19 protein-coding genes and 1 pseudogene are annotated in these 19,295 nt (G+C 62.3%); 5 read left to right on the forward strand and 15 right to left on the reverse strand.

Translation table 11 applies throughout. The features are described 5' to 3' along the window. Position 1: 1 nt before the first annotated feature. The gene (gene nadE / locus HX868_RS05950) at positions 2-811 is read left to right on the forward strand and encodes an ammonia-dependent NAD(+) synthetase (RefSeq protein ID WP_177002233.1); all 810 of its coding nucleotides are present in this window, start codon (positions 2-4) and stop codon (positions 809-811) included. A 106-nt stretch (positions 812-917) separates the two neighbouring features. Here the strand turns inward: nadE and HX868_RS05955 are convergent, their stop codons facing one another. The 7 genes from HX868_RS05955 to HX868_RS05985 are packed head-to-tail and all read right to left on the reverse strand — an operon-like array spanning position 918 to position 7,357. Beyond that, the gene (locus HX868_RS05955) at positions 918-1,949 is read right to left on the reverse strand and encodes an ABC transporter substrate-binding protein (RefSeq protein ID WP_177002234.1); all 1,032 of its coding nucleotides are present in this window, start codon (positions 1,947-1,949) and stop codon (positions 918-920) included. A 14-nt stretch (positions 1,950-1,963) separates the two neighbouring features. Then, complete coding sequence (locus HX868_RS05960) at positions 1,964-3,061, reverse strand: FAD-dependent oxidoreductase (protein ID WP_177002235.1); 1,098 nt, start codon at positions 3,059-3,061, stop codon at positions 1,964-1,966. Continuing rightward, entirely contained in the window at positions 3,058-4,401 is a 1,344-nt protein-coding gene (locus HX868_RS05965; RefSeq protein ID WP_177002236.1) for an FAD/NAD(P)-dependent oxidoreductase, read from the reverse strand. The genes HX868_RS05960 and HX868_RS05965 overlap by 4 nt, the downstream gene beginning before the upstream one ends. Further along, positions 4,398-4,688, reverse strand: coding sequence for a (2Fe-2S)-binding protein (locus tag HX868_RS05970; RefSeq protein ID WP_038846668.1), 291 nt, complete (start codon positions 4,686-4,688; stop codon positions 4,398-4,400). The genes HX868_RS05965 and HX868_RS05970 overlap by 4 nt, the downstream gene beginning before the upstream one ends. Further along, positions 4,688-5,482: an ABC transporter permease gene (locus HX868_RS05975; RefSeq protein WP_016977229.1), complete on the reverse strand. Its 795-nt coding sequence runs from the start codon at positions 5,480-5,482 to the stop codon at positions 4,688-4,690. Before HX868_RS05975 ends, HX868_RS05970 begins: the two co-directional genes overlap by 1 nt. 4 nt (positions 5,483-5,486) lie before the next feature. Further along, positions 5,487-6,332, reverse strand: a complete 846-nt coding sequence (locus HX868_RS05980) for an ABC transporter permease (RefSeq protein WP_016977228.1) — start codon at positions 6,330-6,332, stop codon at positions 5,487-5,489. Further along, the gene (locus HX868_RS05985) at positions 6,329-7,357 is read right to left on the reverse strand and encodes an ABC transporter ATP-binding protein (protein WP_177002237.1); all 1,029 of its coding nucleotides are present in this window, start codon (positions 7,355-7,357) and stop codon (positions 6,329-6,331) included. Before HX868_RS05985 ends, HX868_RS05980 begins: the two co-directional genes overlap by 4 nt. A 242-nt stretch (positions 7,358-7,599) precedes the next feature. On the opposite strand from HX868_RS05985, the gene HX868_RS05990 reads away from it, so the two are divergent. Further along, a complete protein-coding gene (locus HX868_RS05990) occupies positions 7,600-8,457 on the forward strand; it encodes an IclR family transcriptional regulator (RefSeq protein WP_177002238.1) in 858 nt (285 codons plus the stop codon). On the opposite strand, the gene HX868_RS05995 is transcribed toward HX868_RS05990, so the two are convergent. From HX868_RS05995 to HX868_RS06005, 3 genes are read right to left on the reverse strand one after another with little or no spacing between them, the layout of a single operon-like run. Further along, on the reverse strand, positions 8,458-9,846 hold the full coding sequence (locus HX868_RS05995; RefSeq protein ID WP_177002239.1) for a class II fumarate hydratase: 1,389 nt from the start codon (positions 9,844-9,846) through the stop codon (positions 8,458-8,460). A 12-nt stretch (positions 9,847-9,858) separates the two neighbouring features. Further along, positions 9,859-11,163: a cation:dicarboxylate symporter family transporter gene (locus HX868_RS06000; protein WP_177002240.1), complete on the reverse strand. Its 1,305-nt coding sequence runs from the start codon at positions 11,161-11,163 to the stop codon at positions 9,859-9,861. A gap of 55 nt (positions 11,164-11,218) precedes the next feature. After that, positions 11,219-12,574, reverse strand: a complete 1,356-nt coding sequence (locus HX868_RS06005) for a class-II fumarase/aspartase family protein (protein ID WP_177002241.1) — start codon at positions 12,572-12,574, stop codon at positions 11,219-11,221. A gap of 113 nt (positions 12,575-12,687) precedes the next feature. Between HX868_RS06005 and HX868_RS06010 the strand changes: the two genes are divergently transcribed. Further along, the gene (locus tag HX868_RS06010) at positions 12,688-13,419 is read left to right on the forward strand and encodes a GntR family transcriptional regulator (RefSeq protein WP_177002259.1); all 732 of its coding nucleotides are present in this window, start codon (positions 12,688-12,690) and stop codon (positions 13,417-13,419) included. Here HX868_RS06010 and HX868_RS06015 read toward each other — a convergent pair. Both HX868_RS06015 and HX868_RS31175 read right to left on the reverse strand, forming a co-directional pair. Continuing rightward, complete coding sequence (locus HX868_RS06015) at positions 13,416-14,510, reverse strand: methyl-accepting chemotaxis protein (protein ID WP_425504217.1); 1,095 nt, start codon at positions 14,508-14,510, stop codon at positions 13,416-13,418. The two genes, HX868_RS06010 and HX868_RS06015, sit on opposite strands and share 4 nt — an antisense overlap. Positions 14,511-14,540: 30 nt before the next feature. Beyond that, positions 14,541-15,056, reverse strand: a pseudogene (locus HX868_RS31175) (MCP four helix bundle domain-containing protein); the annotation flags it as partial. A 254-nt stretch (positions 15,057-15,310) separates the two neighbouring features. Here HX868_RS31175 and HX868_RS06020 point away from each other — a divergent pair. Further along, on the forward strand, positions 15,311-16,666 hold the full coding sequence (locus HX868_RS06020) for an MATE family efflux transporter (protein ID WP_177002243.1): 1,356 nt from the start codon (positions 15,311-15,313) through the stop codon (positions 16,664-16,666). Here HX868_RS06020 and HX868_RS06025 read toward each other — a convergent pair. Continuing rightward, positions 16,650-17,237 (reverse strand): TetR/AcrR family transcriptional regulator, encoded by a 588-nt coding sequence (locus tag HX868_RS06025; protein ID WP_177002244.1) that lies wholly within the window; start codon positions 17,235-17,237, stop codon positions 16,650-16,652. The two genes, HX868_RS06020 and HX868_RS06025, sit on opposite strands and share 17 nt — an antisense overlap. A gap of 141 nt (positions 17,238-17,378) precedes the next feature. Here HX868_RS06025 and HX868_RS06030 point away from each other — a divergent pair, with 141 nt between their 5' ends. Further along, on the forward strand, positions 17,379-18,551 hold the full coding sequence (locus HX868_RS06030) for an MFS transporter (protein ID WP_177002245.1): 1,173 nt from the start codon (positions 17,379-17,381) through the stop codon (positions 18,549-18,551). On the opposite strand, the gene HX868_RS06035 is transcribed toward HX868_RS06030, so the two are convergent. Both HX868_RS06035 and HX868_RS06040 read right to left on the reverse strand, forming a co-directional pair. Continuing rightward, on the reverse strand, positions 18,552-18,917 hold the full coding sequence (locus HX868_RS06035) for a toxin-antitoxin system HicB family antitoxin (protein ID WP_177002246.1): 366 nt from the start codon (positions 18,915-18,917) through the stop codon (positions 18,552-18,554). Continuing rightward, positions 18,914-19,165, reverse strand: coding sequence for a type II toxin-antitoxin system HicA family toxin (locus HX868_RS06040; protein WP_038846635.1), 252 nt, complete (start codon positions 19,163-19,165; stop codon positions 18,914-18,916). The genes HX868_RS06035 and HX868_RS06040 overlap by 4 nt, the downstream gene beginning before the upstream one ends. Between the last annotated feature and the right edge of the window lie 130 nt (positions 19,166-19,295).

Raw genomic sequence — 19,295 nt, forward strand, 5'->3', positions numbered from 1 at the left:
CATGCAAGCACGTATCGCACAGGAACTGAACATCAATCGGCAACTGGTCGAAGGCGGTGAGGCCAGGGAAATCCAACGGCGCATCGACTTTATCAAGACTACCTTGCTCGGCTCCGACAGCAAGGCGTTGGTACTGGGCATCAGCGGTGGCGTTGACTCCCTCACGGCTGGCCGGTTGTGCCAGTTGGCCGTAGAGCAACTGCGCGACGAGAACTACGCCGCGCGCTTCATCGCCATGCGCCTGCCCTACAAGACCCAAGCCGACGAAAACGATGCCCAGGCCTCCCTGGACTTCATCACCCCGGACCAGATCGACACCCTCAACATCGCCGCCAGCGTCGACGGCCTCATGGCCAGCCTGACCGCCACCGAAGCCAGCGCCACCCATGTCGATTTCATCAAGGGCAACGTCAAGGCACGCGCACGGATGATCGCCCAATACGCCGTGGCCAACCTGCACAACGGCCTGGTGGTCGGCACCGACCACGGCGCCGAGGCGTTGATGGGGTTTTTCACCAAGTTTGGTGACGGCGCCTGCGACCTGGCGCCACTGTCGGGCCTGACCAAGACCCAGGTGCGCCTGCTCGCCACGGCCCTTGGCGCCCCGGACAACCTGGTGCACAAACACCCGACTGCCGACCTGGAAGAGCTTGTGCCGGGTAAGTTGGATGAACACGCCTACGGTTGCACTTACGCAGAGATCGACGCGTACCTGATGGGCGAACCGGTGAGCGAGCGGGTGAGGTCGATTGCCGAGCAGGCCTACCTGAAGACGGCCCACAAACGCGCACTCCCCATCGCCCCCTTGTAGGAGCCGGCTTGCCGGCGAAGAACGTTAACGATAACGCGGGCATCTTGGAGATGCGCGTTGTCGATGCGTTTTTCGCTGGCAAGCCAGCTCCTACAAGGGATTTCGGTCAACGTTCGATCGACCGACTCCACCGCGCATTCCACTCCGGCCGCGCCTGGTTGACCTGGTCCCAATCAATCGAAATCGCCGTCTGCAAGTAACTTTGCATCGCTTCTACCCGGGCACGGGTCTTGTCGGTGGTCGGCGTGGTCGGGTTAGACGGGATCTGATCGCCTTCTTCCAGCGCCGGGGCCTGGGCTTCGGCGGTCAGCAAAAACGCGGCGAGTTTCTGCGCCAGTTCCGGCTGGTCGTTGCGGGCAATCACGCACTCTGCCACGTTCAGCACCACTGCACCCTCCTTGGGTTGCGCATATTCCATGGGCACACCGAGCAGTTTCTGGGTGGCGACTTGGGTCGGGGTGAGCGGGAAGATCGCGGCTTCGTCGGTCTGCACCATTTCGGAGATCTTCGCGGAGCTGGCAATGTATTCCAGCACGTTGGGGCCGACGGTTTTTGGCCAGGCCTTGAAACCGGGGTCGACGTTGGTTTCGTCGCCGCCTTGAAGGCGGTTGAACATCAGGAAGCCATGCAGGCCGAAGGTGGAGGAGGCCAGGGACTGGAACACCACTTTGTCCTTGAAGCGCGGGTCGGCCAGGTCCATCCACGAGGTAGGCGCGGCCCAGCCTTTTTCCTTGAACATCTTGGCGTTGTAGCCCAGGCCGGTGACGCCGAGGGTCACGGCCACGGCCTCTTCCTTGATCTTCGCCTTGGCGGGGATCTGCTCCAGGGTGGCGCTGGGCGTCAACTTGTCACACAGGCCCATGGAAATCGCGCGGTACATGATGCCGTCGTCGAGGAACATCACGTGCATCTGCGGGTTGTCTTTGTTGGCCTGGACCTTGGCAAGGATGTCCGACGAGGTGCCGGGCACGATTACTACCTTGACGTTATTGGCCTTTTCGAACGCGGGCAGCACCTTGTCGGCGTAGACCCGTTCCATGGTGCCGCCGTTCATGCCCAGGTACAGCGTGGGCGCGGCGTGGGCCGTTGAGGCGAGCAGGGCGAGGGACAAGCAGGACAGCGCAATACGTGGGTTCATGGATGTTTTTCCTCTCAGGCTTGGAAACGACGGATGGAAAACGCTTCGATGGGTTGGCGGCTGGCACCGGTGCAGACGATCTCTGCCAGGGCTTCACCGACGGCGGGACCGAGCTGGAACCCGGCGCCGGCAAAGCCGAAACCGTGGAGCAAGCCGGGTTGAGTACTGCTGGGACCGATCACCGGTTCATGATCGGGGAGGTAACCTTCGGTGCCGCTCCAGGTGCGGATAGCCTGGGCACCCTTGAGAAACGGATACAGTTCGCCGGCATTGCGCAGAATCTCCAGCACCGCGGCTTGCCCTGGTCGCGCTTGCTGCGGGCCGAGGGCAAAGCCGCGACCGCCGCCGAGGATGCAATTGCCCCGGGCAACCTGTCGCGCATAGATCCCGCCGCCTTCGACGCCCGTGCTCACGTCCATCACCACCGGCAAGGGCTCAGTGACCAACATCGCCGGGTGTGCCGAGGTCATAGGCACCGCTTCGCCAAACTGTTCGGCCACCGCACCTGCCCACGCCCCGGCGCAATTGAGCAGCCACGGCGCTTGCAGATGCAGCCCGTTGGCGCAGTGCACCCGGAAATGCTGCCCGTTATGCTCGATACGCATGACCTGCGACTGTTCATAAACCTGTGCGCCGCGTTGTTTCGCCGCGCGGGCAAAGGCGGGCGACACCAGGCGGGGATTGGCGTGGCCGTCTTGCGGACACAACGAGGCACCGACGGCGATATCGCCGACCCAGGGAAATCGTGCTCGCAGCTCTGCGTAATCCAGCAGTTGCAAACCCAGGCCAAACCCCCGTGTCTGCTCGGCATACGCCTGCAACGCGGCGAAATCGGCATGACTGCGCGCCAGTTTCAAATGCCCGGAACGCACGTATTCGCCGTCGATGCCGATTAATCCCGGCAAGTCTGCCCACAGTTGGTGGGCACGCTGCGACAGTGGCAACTGGTGCAAAGGCCGCCCCTGGCGCCGCACGCCGCCGTAGTTGACGCCGCTGGAGTGTGAGCCGCAGAAGTCCCGCTCCACCAGCGCCACCCGCTGGCCTTTCTGCGCCAGCATCAGCGCGGCCGACGCGCCGACGATCCCGCCACCCAATACAATGACATCAATCACGGCTGCACCTCCACGCCAAACGGCAGCGGCTTGATTGGTGCCTGGCCCCGCAAGCGGCCGACGTTTTCGATGGCCCGGCCGCTGCGCTCGGCGACAATTTCCGCCGCCGCCAACCCGCACATCCGGCCTTGGCAGCGGCCCATGCCGACGCGACAGTGCGCCTTGACGCGATTGATCTCCCAGTGGCCTTCATCCACCACCGCGCGCACGTCGCCGACGCTGACTTCTTCGCAGCGGCAGAGGATCAATTCATCGGGGGCTTCGGCCGCCCATTGTTCCGGAAACGGGAACGCAGTTTCCAAGCCCTGACGAAAGCGTTGGATGGCGGCCAATTGTTGCTCCAGCACAGCAGGGCGGCGCTGATCGATGGACACGCCCAAATCCCCGAGCACGGCCAGCGCTGCACGTTCACCCGCCATTTGTGCAGCGTCCGCACCCATGATCCCAGCCCCATCGCCCGCCAGGTACACGCCGTTGACGCTGCTGCGTCCGGCACTGTCCCGTTGTGGCAGCCACGCGCGGTTCAAGGCATTCCAGGTGAACTCACAGCCGAGCAAATCCGCCAGTTGCGTCTCGCTGCGCAGGGCATGGGCGAAGGCCACGGCGTCGCATTCCAAGGTCTGATCAGCCCATTGAATGCCGCTGACCCGTTGTGCTCCGTTGATCTGTTCAAGCGTGGCGCCCTGATGCACGGGAATCCCGTGGGCCGTCAACCAGGCGCGGTAATACACGCCTTTGGCCAAGGTCGCCGGTTGCCCGAGCAACGCTGGCAATGCACGGCATTGGGCACTGAACGGCGCGCTGTCGAGCACTGCCACCACCTTGGCGCCGGCCTTGGCGTACTGGTAAGCCACCAGATACAGCAACGGCCCGCTGCCACAAAACGCCACGCGCTCACCGATGGCGCAGCCTTGGTACTTCAGTGCGATTTGTGCCGCGCCCAGGCTGTACACACCCGGCAAGGTCCAGCCCGGCACGGGCAGGATGCGGTCGGTGGCGCCCGTGGCGACGATAAGTTGCGCGTACTCGATGCTTTCGGCGCGGCCATTGTTCAGCATATCCAGGCGCCCGTCCTCGGCATTCCACACCAGGGTTTCGGCGCGGTAGTCGATCAGCGGCGCGAGTTCATCCAGGGTGCGATGCACGGCCTCGGCCTTGCGCGCTTCAAAACCGTAGAGTTGCTGGGCGGTGCGCTGGAAGCCTACCGGTTGGCGTCGATAAATCTGCCCGCCACCGCGCAGGCTTTCATCCACCAGGCAAGGTCTGATGCCATGGTCGAGCAACGTGCGCGCCGCGCTGATCCCGGCCGGGCCTGCGCCCACAATCACCACAGGCTTCATGACTGGCGCCCCGGTTCGCGGCGGATGGCCTGGCCTTCTTCCAATAGCGTCGAACAAGCGCGCACGCGGCGGCCATCCTCCAGCCGCACCCAACAATCCTGGCACGCGCCCATCAGGCAGAAACCGGCCCGTGGTTCGGCGCTGAAATCACTGCCGCGCAGGTGTTCGGCGCAGGTCAGCACGGCGGTCAGCAGGGTGTCACCGAGCAAACCGCTGGCGGGTTGCCCGTCAAGGGTAAAGGCCAGGGCAGGGCGTTGGGTTTCGGCCAGGCGTTTGAACAGAGCCATCAATGTTTCCCCACCAGTACGCGGTCCAGGCCGTAGACCCGGTCCAGCAGGATCATGGTGGCCGCCGTGAGTGCAATCACCAGCGCCGACACCGCCGCCATCATCGGGTCGATGGACTCGGTGGCATACACGTACATGCGCACCGGCAGGGTCTGGGTCGCCGGCGAGCTGACGAAGATCGACAACGTCACCTCATCGAAACTGTTGATGAACGCCAACAACCAGCCGCCCGCCACCCCCGGCAGGATCATCGGCAGGGTGATCTGGCGAAATAACGTAAAGCGGCTGGCGCCCAGGGACTCGGCGGCCTGCTCGGCGCTGCGGTCAATCCCAATCGCCGCGGCCAACACCAGGCGCAGCACATAGGGCGTGATGATCACCACGTGCGCGAGCATCAGCCAGGTGAAGCTGCCGTTCACGCCCATCAGTGCGAACAGGCGCAGCATCGCTACGCCAAGCACCAGGTGCGGAATGATGATCGGTGACAGGAACAACGCACTGAAAAAATTGCGCCCCGCAAACTGATAACGACTGATCGCCAAGGCGGCCGGCACCGCAATCAAGGTGGCCAGGCTCGCGGCGGTAAATGCCAGGATCAGGCTGTTGTAGAACGCCTGGATAAAGTCGGCACGCTCGAACACCGCACGGAACCAGCGCAGGGAGAAGCCCGAGGTGGGCAGGCTCAAGGTGTTTTCCGGGGTGAAGGCCACCAAGCACACCACCACCAGCGGCGCCATCATGAACAGCACCACCAGCGTATGAAAGCCGAGGGCCAAAGGACCGTTTCTGGACATGCGTTTAAACCCCCAGGGACTTTTTGTAGCGGCCTTCGACCATGCGGTTCCAGCTCAGCATGATCAGCAGATTGACCAACAGCAGCACCACCGCGATGGTTGCGCCCATGGGCCAGTTGAGTTCCGAGAGGTACTGGTCGTACACCACGGTGGCGACCATTTTCAGGCGGCGCCCGCCGAGCAGGCCGGGGATCGCAAAGGAACTGGCGGCCAGGCCGAACACGATCAGCGTGCCGGACAGTACGCCGGGCATCACCTGGGGCAATACGATCTTGCGCATCACCGTGGTCTGGCTGGCGCCGAGGGACAACGCCGCTTGTTCAGCCGATGGGTCGAGCTTCTGCAGGGAAGTCCACACCGGGATGATCATGAACGGCAGCATCACGTGCACCAGGGCGATGATCACCGCGAACGGCGTGTACAACAGCTTTACCGGGCGCCCGCCGAGGAATTGAATGACTTGGTTCACCAGCCCATCCGCGCCGAGCAGCAGGCTCCAGCCAAAGGCGCGCACCACCACCGAGATCAGCAGCGGCGTGAGGATCAGAATCAGAAAGATCGAGCGCCACGGGGTGCCCATGCGGCTGAGGATGTAAGCCTCGGGCACGCCGATCACCACGCAGAGCAGGGTGACCAAGGCGCTGATCCAGAAGGTGCGCCAGAAGATTTCATAGAAGTACGCATCGCTGAACAGCGACAGGTAATGCGCCAGGGTCCACTCATCGCCCTTTACGCCCACCTGGTAATCGAACACGTTGAACGACAACACCAGCGTCAGGCCCAACGGCAGAATCAGCAGCCCGACAAACAGCACCAGCGCGGGCAACGACAACAGATAGCCCCGGCTCATGCGCGCACCTCATCCGCCGCCAATACGCGCAGCAGGCTGGCTTGCCAGTCCAGGCCCACCGCGGCTCCGCAACCGAGCGGCGCGCTGCCGTCGTTGCTACGCACCACGGTGATTTCGCCAAGGTTGGTGTGGATGCGATACAGCCATTGGCTGCCGAAAAAGTAGCTGTCGAGGACCTTGCCTTGCAGTCGGCCGGTGCCGGCGTCCACCAGTTGGATCTTTTCCGGGCGCAGGCTCAGGGTCAGTTCGCCGTCACCGCTTTCGTGGCGCACTTGTGGGCTCCCGAGCTGGTCATAGTCGCCCGGCAATAGGTTAGCCTTGCCGACAAAATCCGAGATGAAGCGTGTACGCGGGTGTTCATAGAGCTTGTACGGCGCGTCGATCTGGGTGACGCGCCCGGCCTGCATCACCACCACGCGGTCGCTGATGGACAGGGCCTCGGCCTGGTCGTGGGTGACCATCAAGGTGGTGATGCCCACGGCGCACTGGATGCGGCGGATTTCGAACTGCATTTCTTCGCGCAGGTTGGCGTCGAGGTTGGACAGCGGTTCATCCAGCAGCAGCACCGGCGGCTCGATCACCAGGGCACGGGCCAGGGCCACACGTTGGCGTTGGCCGCCGGACAATTCACGTGGATAACGGTCAGCGTGGGGGGCCAGGCGCACCAGTTCCAATACTGTCTTGACCTTGCTGGCGATCTGCGCCGCCGGCACTTTGCGCATCTTCAGGCCGAAGGCAACGTTGTCGCGCACGGTCATGTGCGGGAACAGCGCGTAGCTCTGGAACACCACGCCCAGGCCACGGCTGGCGGGCTTGGCGTGAGTGATGTCGCGGCCGTCGAGCAGGATCTGCCCGCCGCTGACGTCAACGAAGCCGGCGATCATTTGCAGGGTGGTGGTCTTGCCGCAGCCCGAAGGGCCGAGCAGGGAAACGAACTCGCCTTTTTCCACCGCAAGGTCGGTGGCGACCACCGCATCGACGGTGCCGTAGCGTTTGCTCAAGGCGTTGAGTTGGAGAAATGCCATGTCTGCGTTCCACCTTTTTTGAGTCGCGTCGAAACGCGCTTTTTTGTTTTGGGCAGATGCGAATGAAGTGTTGCCGGTGCGTTGGCGCTCGATCTTGAGTCGGCTGCCGTTAGTTGTTCATGTCGCCCCTGTGGACGCAGATTAGGACGAAGACTAGGATGGGCGGAAGATAGAATTTCACTGAACGGACTATTATTTTCATATTTATTCACTCACCGGAATTTACAAAGAGATTGGTTGTTATGGATTCCACTGATCGAAATGAAAGTGCCAGAGAAGTCGGCCCCGGTGGGGTTTCTCGACTGTTCGCGCTGCTGCGCACCCTGGGTGACGTGCCGGAGGGCGGTGAACGCGTGACCCAACTCGCGCAACAGGTGGGCTTATCCCAACCGACCACCCACCGCCTGCTGCGCAGCCTGATGGACGAAGGCATGGTCGAGCAGGACGCGCGCAGCAAGCGCTATCGCCTGAGCCTGGAGTTCTTCGCGCTGGCGGCGAATGCGGGCAAGACCGGCAACCTGCGTGACCTGGTGCGGCCGAGCATGCTGCGCCTGAGTGCATCATTGGGGGATTCGCTGTTCCTGTTGGCGCGCTCAGGCTTCGATGCTATCTGCCTGGACCGCAGCGAAGGCCCGTACCCCATCCGCACCTTCACCGGCGATATCGGCGGGCGTGTGGCGTTGGGCGTAGGGCAGGGCAGCCTGGCGATCCTGGCGTTCTTGCCGGAGGAAGAGCGTGAGACGGTAATCCGCTACAACCTGCCACGGCTCAAGGACTTCCATCTGTATGACGAAGTGCTGCTGCGCTCGGAAGTGGAGAATGTGCGCAATCTTGGGTATGCGGCGCGCAATACCGGCGTGTTGGAAGGCATGGCGGGGTTGGCGGTGCCGATCCTCAATCGGGATGGGCATGCGGTGGCGGCGTTGAGTGTGGCGACCATCAGCGACCGGCTGGGGCCGAGTCGGTTGCCGATGGTGGTGGAGTTGCTCAAACGCGAAGCGGCGGCGATTGGGCCAAGGATCAATCCTTTTGATCCGACGTTGCGCCGGCCCTCGCAGACCTTTGTCGGGTTGAACTTCCAGGAACGCAGCGTGCAGTGATCAACCGGGGCTGATCATCCGTTCCGGTCGCACCCGTTGGTCATATTCTGCGGCGGTGATCAGCCCCAGCTGCACCGCCGCCTCCTTGGGTGACAAGCCTTCATCCGCCGCCTTGCGAGTGATCTGCGCCACGCGGTCGTAACCCAACAGCGGGTTCAGCACCGTCGCCATCAACAACGAGTGCTCCACGTTACGCGCCAACTGCGGGCGGTTCACTTCCAGGCCGCTCAGCAGCTTGTGGGTGAACAGGCTGACGCAGTCGGTGAGTACCTCGATCGAGTGCAGCAGGTTGTGGATTAGCACCGGCTTGGCCACGTTCAATTCGAAGGTGCTGGAAGCGCCCGCCAAGGTGATGGTGGTGTGATTGCCCATCACCTGCATCGCCGCCTGCACCAGCACTTCGGCGATGGTGGGGTTGCGTTTGCCGGGCATGATCGAGGAGGTCAGGCCATCGTCCGGCACGATCAATTCCCCCAGGCCGCAACGCGGACCCGAACCGAGCAGGCGGATGTCATTGGCGATCTTGGTCAAGGAAACAGCCAGTACATTCAGCGCCCCGGAGGCTTCGACCAGGGCATCGTGGGTGCCCATGCCTTCGAACTTGCAGGGGTTGGTCTCAAAGGGCTCGCCGGTGAGTCGGCTGATTTCCTCGCAGAACGCCAAGTCAAAACCGACCGGTGTGTTCAACCCGGTGCCTACCGCCGTGCCACCTTGGGGCAGCAGGCGCAGGCGCGGCAGGCAGGCTTCGATACGCGCGATGCCGTGCTGGATCTGCTGCGCAAACGTGCCAAAGGCCTGGCCCTGGCTCATGGGCACCGCATCCATCAGGTGAGTGCGGCCGATTTTCAGCACGTCCTGCCAGGCCTGCGCCTTGGCGTTGAGTCCATCACGCAGATGACCCAACGCCGGCAGCAGGCGACCGCGCAGTTCCAGCACGGCGGTCAGGTGCGTCACCGTGGGGAAGCTGTCGTTGGACGACTGCGAGCGGTTCACATGGTCATTGGGATGCACCGGCGACTTGCTGCCCAGTTCACCGCCAAGCGCGAGGTTGGCATGGTTAGCGATCACTTCGTTGGCGTTCATGTTGGTCTGGGTGCCGGAGCCGGTCTGCCAGATCGACAGCGGGAAATGCGCGTCCAGCTCGCCGTTGGCCAAGGCTTGCGCCGCCTGTTCGATGGCGTCTGCCAGGCTCGGCGCCAGCGCGCCGAGCCGTGCATTGGCGCGGGCACACGCGAGTTTCTGTTGGCCAAAAGCGCGGATCAAACTGGCGGGGAACGGCTGTTTGCTGCCGAACACCTCCAGTGCCCGTTGGGTCTGTGCGCCCCAGTAACGGTCGGCCGGGATCGACACCGGGCCGAACGCGTCATGTTCGATTCGCAGAGCAGTCATCAATAAGCTCCGTTAAAGCGCCGCGCCGGCAGCACGGCCGAGCACGCGTTGATATTCATCCTGGGCGGTCTGCTGGGAGAACTCGCCAGACCACTTCGACACCACCACCGTCGCCACGCTGTTGCCGATGGTGTTGCAGGTGGCAATCGCCATGGACATGAAACGGTACACACCGAACAGCAGCGCCAAACCTTCCGCCGGCAGCACGCCGATAGCAGTGACGGTTGCGGCAAACACCACGAAGCTGCCCCCCGATACCGCCGCCGCGCCCTTGGAGGTCACCAACATGATCGCGATGATGCCCAGCTGTTGCTCCCAGCTCAGCGGCACGCCGTAGGCGTTGGCGATAAACAGCACGCACAGCGACATGTAGATCGACGTACCGTCAAGGTTGAACGCGTAGCCGGTGGGCAAGACCAGGCCGACGCTCTGCTTGGAGCAGCCGAATTTTTCGAGCTTTTGCAGCAGGCGCGGCAGGGCACTTTCCGACGATGCGGTGCCGAGCACGATGAAGATTTCATCCTTGATGTACGTGAGGAAGCGCCACAGGCTGAAGCCGCTCAACCGGCACACGGCGCCCAGCACCACGAAGATAAAGAACGCAATGCCGACGTAGAACATCAACACCAGGTTGGCCAGGGACATCAGCACTGCGGTGCCATTGCTGCCCACTGCATACGCCACCGAACCGAAGGCCCCCAGGGGTGCGAATTTCATGATCAGGTTGATGAATTCGAAGAAGCATTCGGAGATGCGGTTCAGGCCGTCTTCGATCACTTCACGACGTTCAGGCTTCAAGGCCAGCAGGGCGAAACCGAACAACACTGAGATCACCAGCACTTGCAACAACTGGCCACCGGCGAAGGCGCCGACGAAGTTGTCCGGGAAGATGCCGTGGATGAAGTCCATGGTCGACGCGGGCGCATGGCCCTTGGCAACCGCGGCACTCGCGGCAGCAGCGGCGGCACTGCTCGGGTGCGCGTCATGCATGCCGGAGCCGATTTGCAGCAGATTGCCCCACAGCAAGCCGATGGCCAGGGCGAGGGTGGACACCACTTCAAAGTAGATCAATGCACGCAGGCCGACTTTGCCGACACGCTTGATATCACCGGCTGAGGCGATGCCGTGGACCACGGTGAAAAACACCAGCGGCGCAACGGCGGTCTTGATCAGCTTGAGGAAAATATCGCCGAGGATCTTGAAAGTGGCGGCCAGCTCCGGGGCGAGAAAGCCAAAGGCGATCCCGAGGAACATGGCGGCGACAACCTGGAAGGTCAGGTCCTTGTAGAGCGGTTTTTTTGCGGGGGTGGATGACATGTCTGTGATCTCATTGTTGTTATGGATGAAACGATGGTGACGCTCTCCTACAGAGTCAGCGAGGGACTGCGCCCTGGCGCGCCAGCGCGATATCGACCATCTGCGGCGCCAGCCCCAGGTAGTTGGCCGGGTCGGTCAGGCGTTGCAGTTCGGCCAGGTCCAGTTGCGCGGTGGCTTCGCCCTGGGCGAGCAGGGCGTCGAGCAGGCTGGTGCCTTGGTCATTGGCCATGCGGCATGCGGCGTAGACCACATCGTGGGCGACCTGGCGGCCAAGCGCCGGGGCGAGGCCCATCATCACGGCTTCGGCGACGATCAGGCCCTGGGTCATGTCGAGGTTTTTGCGCATGCGTTCGGGGCGCACTTCCAGGCCGGCGAGCATGAAGGTCGCCTGGCCGAGGGACGCGGCGCTGAGGGCGAAGGCCTCCGGAATGGCGATCCACTCCGCCTGCCAGGGGCCGGTGGAGCGTTCGAAGTCCTGGATCATCGCATCGAGCATTAGCCCGGCGTGTTGGCGCACGCCCTTGGCGGCGGCGTACATCAGCTCGCAGGAAATCGGGTTGCGCTTCTGCGGCATGGTGCTGCTGGCGCCACGGCCTTTGACGAAGGGTTCGTACACTTCGCCGAGTTCACTGGTCATCATCATCATGATGTCGAGGGCGATCTTGCCCAATGAGCCGGTGACCAGGCCGAGGAAGTTCAGGGTTTCGGCCAGGCCATCGCGGGCCACATGCCAGGTGGCTTGTGGCACGCCCAGGCCCAGTTCGGCCATCAAGGCTTCCTGCACGTCCAGGCCCTTGTCGCCAAGAGAGGCGAGGGTGCCGGCGGCCCCGGCGAACTGGCCGATTTCAACCCGTGGACGCAGCTCCACCAGGCGCTCGGCGTGGCGATCGAACATGCTCAGCCACACCGCGCACTTGTAGCCGAAGGTGATCGGCAGCGCGTGTTGCAAGTGGGTGCGGCCCGCCATCGGCGTGTCGCGATAGCGCTCGGCAAGGCCGGCGAGCAAGCCGCGCACGGCCTGGATATCCCGCTCGACGATGGCCAGCGCACCGCGGACCTGCAGGACCACGGCGGTGTCCATGATGTCTTGCGTGGTCGCGCCCCAGTGCACATAGCGGCCCGCTTCACCGCAGATCTTCGACAGCTGCTCTACTAACGGCAGGATCGGGTAACCGACGATCTCGGTCTCGTGTTGCATCAGCGCCAGGTCCAGGGCCTCGTATTTCGACAGCGCGGCGATCTGCTCGGCGGCCTCGCTTGGGATCACGCCGCAACGGGCTTCGGCGCGGGCCAAGGCGACTTCCACTTCGATGTAGCGTTCGATCAGGGCTTTATCGGAGAACACGCCGCGCATTTCGGCGGTGCCGAACATGTCGCGGAACAGGGCGGAATCAAAAACGGTACTCGACATGGGAAAATCCTAATTGTTATTTTTAAACCATACATATTTAATATGTCCGTACATTATGATTACGCCTGTGCTGATACACTGTCAACTCGACAACGAGGGTAAAAATGGAAAGCGTGAGCCAGAGGCGTTATGCGGCGGTTGCCAAGGACTTGATCGATCAGATTGGCAGCGGCCATTACCCGGTGGGGTCGTTGTTGCCGACCGAATTCGAACTCTGCTCGCTGTACGCGGTGAGCCGGCACACCGTGCGCGCGGCCATTGATCAGTTGCAGGGGCAGGGCATGGTCTCGCGGCGCAAGCGGGTGGGGACGCGGGTCGAAGCCGCCTCACCCCAGGGCGGGTATTCTCAGGCGATGGCGTCGGTAGCCGACCTGGTTCAGGTGGCCGAAACCCATATCCGCGATATCCAGGACGTGCGCGAGTTCGTCGCCGATATTGCGTTGGCGCGGCGTCTGGGGCTGGAGCCGGGCGGGCATTACTTCTGCGTGTCGAGCATCAAGGTCGATGCCAGCGCCGGCAACGCGCCGCTGTGTTGGACCGACGTGTACGCCGAGCAGACCTTTGCCGAGGTAATCCCCGCAGCGCGCAAGCATCCGGATGAATTAATCGCTGCGTTGATCGGCAAGGCGTTCTCTCGGCATATCGATGTGGTGGACCAACAGGTGCGGCCGGTGCAACTGTCGGCCGGACTGGCCGCCAGCCTCAAGGCGCAGGGTGGGACATTGGGGCTGAACATCATCCGCCAGTACCGTGATGAGGCTGGCGGGGTGATCGCGGTGTCGGAAACGGTCTACCCCGCAGACCGTTTCACCCTGACCATGCAGATGAAGCGCGACAAACGCTAGGCCACGTTGAAAAACGCCACCTTGGTGCTCAAGCGATCCGCCAGCTCCGCCAGTTCGTGATTGGAGTTCTCGACCTGCTCGGAGCGCGCCGCCGACTGCACGGTGGAGCTGTGGATGCGCGTGACGTTCTGCGCGACTTCTTCCGCCGCCGCGCTTTGCTGCACCGAAGCACTGGCGATCTGCGCGTTCATCGCATTGATCGCGCCGACTTCCTGACTGATCTTGCCCAGTGCTACCTGTGAATCGCGGGTCTGCGCCACGGTGAGCTGGGCCAGGCTGCGGCTGCGTTGCATGATATCGGCGGCGTCCTGGGTGCCGCTTTGCAGCTTGCCGATCATGTCGCGGATCTCCTGGGTCGATTCCTGGGTGCGCGTCGCCAGCGAGCGCACTTCATCGGCCACCACCGCAAAACCACGGCCATGCTCACCGGCCCGCGCGGCTTCGATGGCCGCATTGAGTGCCAGCAGGTTGGTTTGGGCGGCGATGGCGTTGATCACTTCGATCACGGTTTCGATGCTTTCACTGTCGCTGGACACCTGGTTGACCCGGCTGGTGGCCTGGTCGAGGATGGTTGCGAGTTCCTCGATAGCCACGCTCACTTCGCCGACCAGGCGGTGGCCACTGTCGACTTCTGCGTCCGCCAAAATGGTCGCCTTGGACGCGGCGGACGCGTAGCCCGAGACCTCACTGACTGAAGCCGCCATTTGCGTGATCGCAGCCGCCACGTGCTGGGCTTCGCTGGTTTGCAGGGTGATCTGCTGACGATTATCGCTGGCTACGGACAGCAGGGTGACCGAGGAGTGGCGCAGGGCTTGGGCCGCCGAGCGCACTTCAGTAATGGTGTCGCCCAGGCGTGCCAGGGCGTTTTTCAGGATGCCCATCACGCTGTCGGGGTAGCGGGTTTCGATGGGCTGGTTCAAGTCGCCATTGGCCAGGCGACGGATTGCCTCGGCGACTTCCTCCGGCTCGGCACCGAGGGTGGCCTTGACCTTGCGGATGATCAACAGGGACACCAGCACGCTCAAGAGGATCGAGACCGCGCTGGCCAGCAGCATCAGCACGGCAAAGTTGCTGGCGGCGGCTTGCACCATGTCCAGGCGTTGCTTGATCTGAGCTTCTTCGAAGTCGATCAGGGCATTCACGCGTTTGAGCCATTCGGTGTAGTGGGCCGACGACTGGGCCAGCAGCAAGTCCTGGGCGCCGGCGATGTCATTGCTGCGACGCAGGCTGATCACCCGTTCGCTGGAGGCCAGGGCCTGGGTCTCGATGGCCTTGATATCCGCTAGAAGGCGGGACTCTTCGGCGCTTGCGGCGGCATTGGCGAACAGGCGATCCATCATCATGGCGGAGTCCTGGTAATCGCGCTTGAGCTGGTCGATCTCGGCCAGGTGGCGGTTGAGCGACGGTTCATCCTTGACCAGTACCGCATCGCGGATGGCGATGGCGCGGTTGTGCACGCTGCCACGGAAGTTGATCGCGTAGCGCTGTACCACGGCGGCTTTTTCAGCCACGTCCTTGAGGGTGCTGTCGATAAAACCCACGCGCTGGATACCGACGGCGGTGATCAGCACCAGCAACGACAGGGTGGACGCAAAGCCCAGCCCGATACGCATCGCCAACGAGACAGGTTTTTTCATGGAAAGCTCGATATTCAGGGGATTGAGAAGTGATGGCTAAAAGCTATCTTCGCTGGGAAATCTATCGACCCGCCTGCCATGCGTCCAATCAGAAATTGCTGACCCTGCCATCGAGCGAATTGATGGAATAAAACCTGGATATCCCGAATTCCTGCACGACGCTTGCCGGGTGGTGGAACCCGAAAGCACAGGAAGATGGGATCCACTTACGGTATAACCCTCGGACGCTTTAGTGATCCGAGGCCCCGTTTTTCATGCAAAGCCCTTTGCAACGCCCGCTGTGGCAGATCTACCTGATCTTTCTGGCACCGATGGTGCTGTCCAACTTCCTGCAAAGTTTTTCCGGCACGCTCAACGGTATCTATGTCGGGCAAATGCTTGGTACCCAGGCGCTGGCGGCGGTGTCTGGCATGTTTCCCATCGTGTTTTTCTTCATTGCCTTGGTGATCGGCCTGGGGGCGGGCGCCTCGGTGCTGATCGGCCAGGCCTGGGGGGCGCAGGAAACGGGGATGGTCAAGGTGATCACTGGTGCCACCTTGACGCTGGGCGCGCTGGTGGGTGTGATCGCCGCGGTGCTGGGCAGTCTGTTTGCGCGTCCGGCGTTGCAGGCGTTGGGCACGCCGGTGGATGTGCTGGACGATGCGGTTGGCTATGCGCAGAAGATGATGCTGATCATGCCGTTATTGCTGGTGTTCATCCTCTACACCCAGCTGCTGCGTGGCGTCAGCGACACGATCTCACCGTTGCTGGCGCTGATGGTGTCGACCCTGGTCGGCCTGTTGCTGACGCCGGCACTGATTGGCGGCTGGATCGGCCTGCCGCCCATGGGCATCCAGAGCGCGGTGTATGCCGGGCTGGTGGGTAACGCCTTGGCCATGCTGTTTTTAATCTTGCGCCTGCGCCACAAGAATCATGTGATGGCGCCCGATCGTGAGTTGCTTGCGGCCTTGCGCCTGGACCGCGTGATTCTCGGAAAAGTCTTGCGCATCGGCTTGCCTACCGGCCTACAGATGGTGGTGCTGTCGCTGTCCGAATTGGTCATCCTTGCCCTGGTCAACGGCCACGGCTCCCAGGCCACGGCGGCGTATGGCGCGGTGACGCAGATCGTCAACTACGTGCAGTTCCCGGCCTTGTCGATCGCCATCACCGCCTCGATCCTCGGTGCACAGGCGATCGGTGCCGGGCGCTTGGAGCGTATCGGGCCGATTCTGCGCACCGGTTTGTTGATCAACCTGTGCCTTACCGGAGGCCTGATTGTAGTGGGCTATGGGTTGTCCCACTGGTTGCTCGGGCTATTCATTACCGACGATGCGGCACGGGTCAAGGCTGAGCACCTGCTGCACATCATGCTGTGGAGCATCCTGGTGTTTGGCTTCCAGGCGGTGGTGGGCGGGATCATGCGGGCCAGCGGCGTGGTGCTGATGCCGGTGGTGATCTCGATTTTCTGCGTGCTCTGCGTCGAACTGCCGATGGCTTACCTGTTCAACGCGCATTTTGGCCTGGAAGGCGTGTGGATGGCGTTCCCGGTGACCTACCTGGCCATGCTGGCCCTGCAGACCGCGTATTACCGGTTGGTGTGGCGGCACAAGCAGATCAAGCGGTTGGTGTGAGGCTCAGGCCGCGCAGCAGCAGTTCAAGACCTTGCAGGCCCTGTTCGAGCCGTGCGTCCGGGTGTTCATCCCGGGCGATCCACAGGGCGGTGTTGACCAGGCTGCCGTTGATCAGTTGTGCCAGCGCAAGGCTTGGGACGTGGGGGATAGCCTCGGCCTGCATCAGCGCCTCCAGCAATTGGCGCAATGACTCGACGCAGTGTTGCTGGGCGCCGGTATCGCCCAGGACGGCCGGCGCATCCTGCAACACAATGCGCTGGATTTCGTCATCCTGTGCCATGCGCAAGTAGGCACGGCAACGTTCGCAAAAGCCGCTCCAGGGGTCTGCAGCTTCATCTGAGATGCTCTGCAAACGCGCGTCCATCTCGCTGTCGAGTTGGGCAACCACGGCGGCCAGCAGGCCTTTCTTGTCGCCAAAGTGATGGTACAGCGCCCCTCGGGTCAGGCCGGCACGTGCGGTGAAGTCGTCCATCGATGTATTCGCGTAACCTTGCGTAGCAAAAGCCTGACGCGCGCTGGCGATCAGCCGGGCGCGGGTGTCTTCGATCATTTCGGCACGGGCTCGGCTCATGGTGGGGCTCACAATCGGTTAAGGAAAGATTGACATACGCTGCGTATGTTAAGCATGATTTGTCACATACGCACCGTATGTATTTTGCCTCGATTCTTGCGGATAGCAAGTTCCAGGGCATTCATGAAGAGGTCGAGCAGGATGGCAAACCCTTACGCCGCGTTGTTCCAGGTCCCTGGCGCCCGGGCTTTTGTGCTGGCGGGTATGCTGGCGCGCATGCCGGTATCGATGACGGGGATCGGCTTGATCACCATGCTCTCGCAGGTACATGGCGGCTATGGCCTGGCGGGCTCGGTCGCGGCGGTGTTCGCCTTGGCGACGGCGTTTTGTGCGCCGCAGGTGTCGCGGCTGGTGGACCAGTACAGCCAAGGCCGAGTGCTGCCGATTGCCGCATTGATTGGCGGAGGGGCGTTGTTGATGTTGCTGTTGTGTACCCGTCTGCAAGCACCGAACTGGCTGCTGTTCCTGTTCGCCGCGTTGGCGGGTTGCATGCCCAACATGTCGGCCATGGTGCGGGCGCGCTGGACCGAGCTGTATCGGGGCCAACCCAAGCTGCAAACTGCGTTTGCCCTGGAGTCGGTACTGGACGAAGTGTGCTTCATCATCGGCCCGCCGATTTCGGTGGGGTTGAGTGTGGTGCTGTTTCCGGAGGCGGGGCCTTTGGTTGCTGCGTTGTTGCTGGCGGTGGGGGTCACCACCTTTGTATTGCAGCGTGAGACCGAACCACCCGTGCATGCGTACCAGGGCCACCACGGCCGCTGGCTGATTGCTTCACCCTCGGTGCTGGTCCTGATGATCCTGTTGCTGGCCATGGGCGTCATTGTCGGCGTGGTGGACGTGGTCAGTGTTGCCTTTGCCCAGCATCAGGGGCAGCCGGCGGCGGCGAGCATCGTGTTGTCGGTGTATGCCATTGGCTCGTGCCTGGCAGGGCTGGCGTTCGGCACCCTGAAACTCAAGGCATCATTGCCCCGGCAGTTCCTGTTCTGTGGCATGGCTACGGCGCTGACCACCTTACCGTTGCTGCTGGTGACCAACATTCCCGGGCTCGCCGTGGCGATCTTTATCTCTGGGTTGTTCTTCGCCCCCACGTTGATCGTGTCCATGGCCTTGGTGGAGCAGATCGTACCCGCCAGCCGCTTGACCGAAGGCATGACCTGGCTGATCACCGGCCTCAGCATCGGCGTGGCCATTGGCGCTGCCAGTTCCGGCTGGATGATCGACCACTTCGGCGCCACCAGCGGGTTCTACGTGGCGTTGGCGGCGGGGGCGGTGGTGCTGGGGGCGGCAGTGTTGGGTTATCGGCGGTTGGGCTAATCAGCCAACCGCAGGGCACGTGTCATTGCCATGATGTTGTAAAAACTCATTCAAGGCCTGGCGTGTCAGGTCATTGAGGGTCACTTTTTTGCGGGTCGCCGCCAGGGCTGCCGCCAAGTGCAAGTCATGGCCGACCCGGACATTGAAGGAGCCCTTGCAGGGCTTCTCCGGGGTCTGTCCGAGGCTCTGGCAAGTGGCGAGGTAGTCATCCACCGCCTCCCGAAATGCAGCGTCCAGCTCAGCGACGGTTTTCCCTTCATAGCTCACCAGCGCCTTGATGAACAGGATCTTGCCGAACAGGCAGTTGCCTTCGACGCTGGCTTCGATAGAGCCGATGTAGCCTTTGTGTTTCAGTTGGTTGTTCACTGAATCAGTTCTCCTGATTTCAACTGTTCGATGATCTGGCGCCGAATGTAGTGTTTCAGTTCGTTGCCAGGGTGAGGCTTGTGCAAGGTGATCATTGCACTGGGGTCACCGATGTCGAACTTGACCCGGCTCCCAGCCCCTTCAATCTGTGTGTAGCCCAGCCGACGCAGCAGCGTTACGAGCTCAGGCCAGGTAAATGCCATGTGCTCATTGAGCAGTTTGGCGAGCAGCTTTTCATTTTTGGACACGCCGTTCCCTGCGTGTAACTAAATGTAGTTGCAAAAAGTGGTGTTCGTCAATGCTAGCTCGGGTCTGGGTGTCTCTGCTGAGATTGATGTAACCCTTGATGACACCTCGCTTCACGCCTCCCATCCCTCG

The sequence above is a fragment of the Pseudomonas reactans genome (assembly GCF_013385825.1).
Classification (GTDB): domain Bacteria; phylum Pseudomonadota; class Gammaproteobacteria; order Pseudomonadales; family Pseudomonadaceae; genus Aquipseudomonas; species Aquipseudomonas reactans.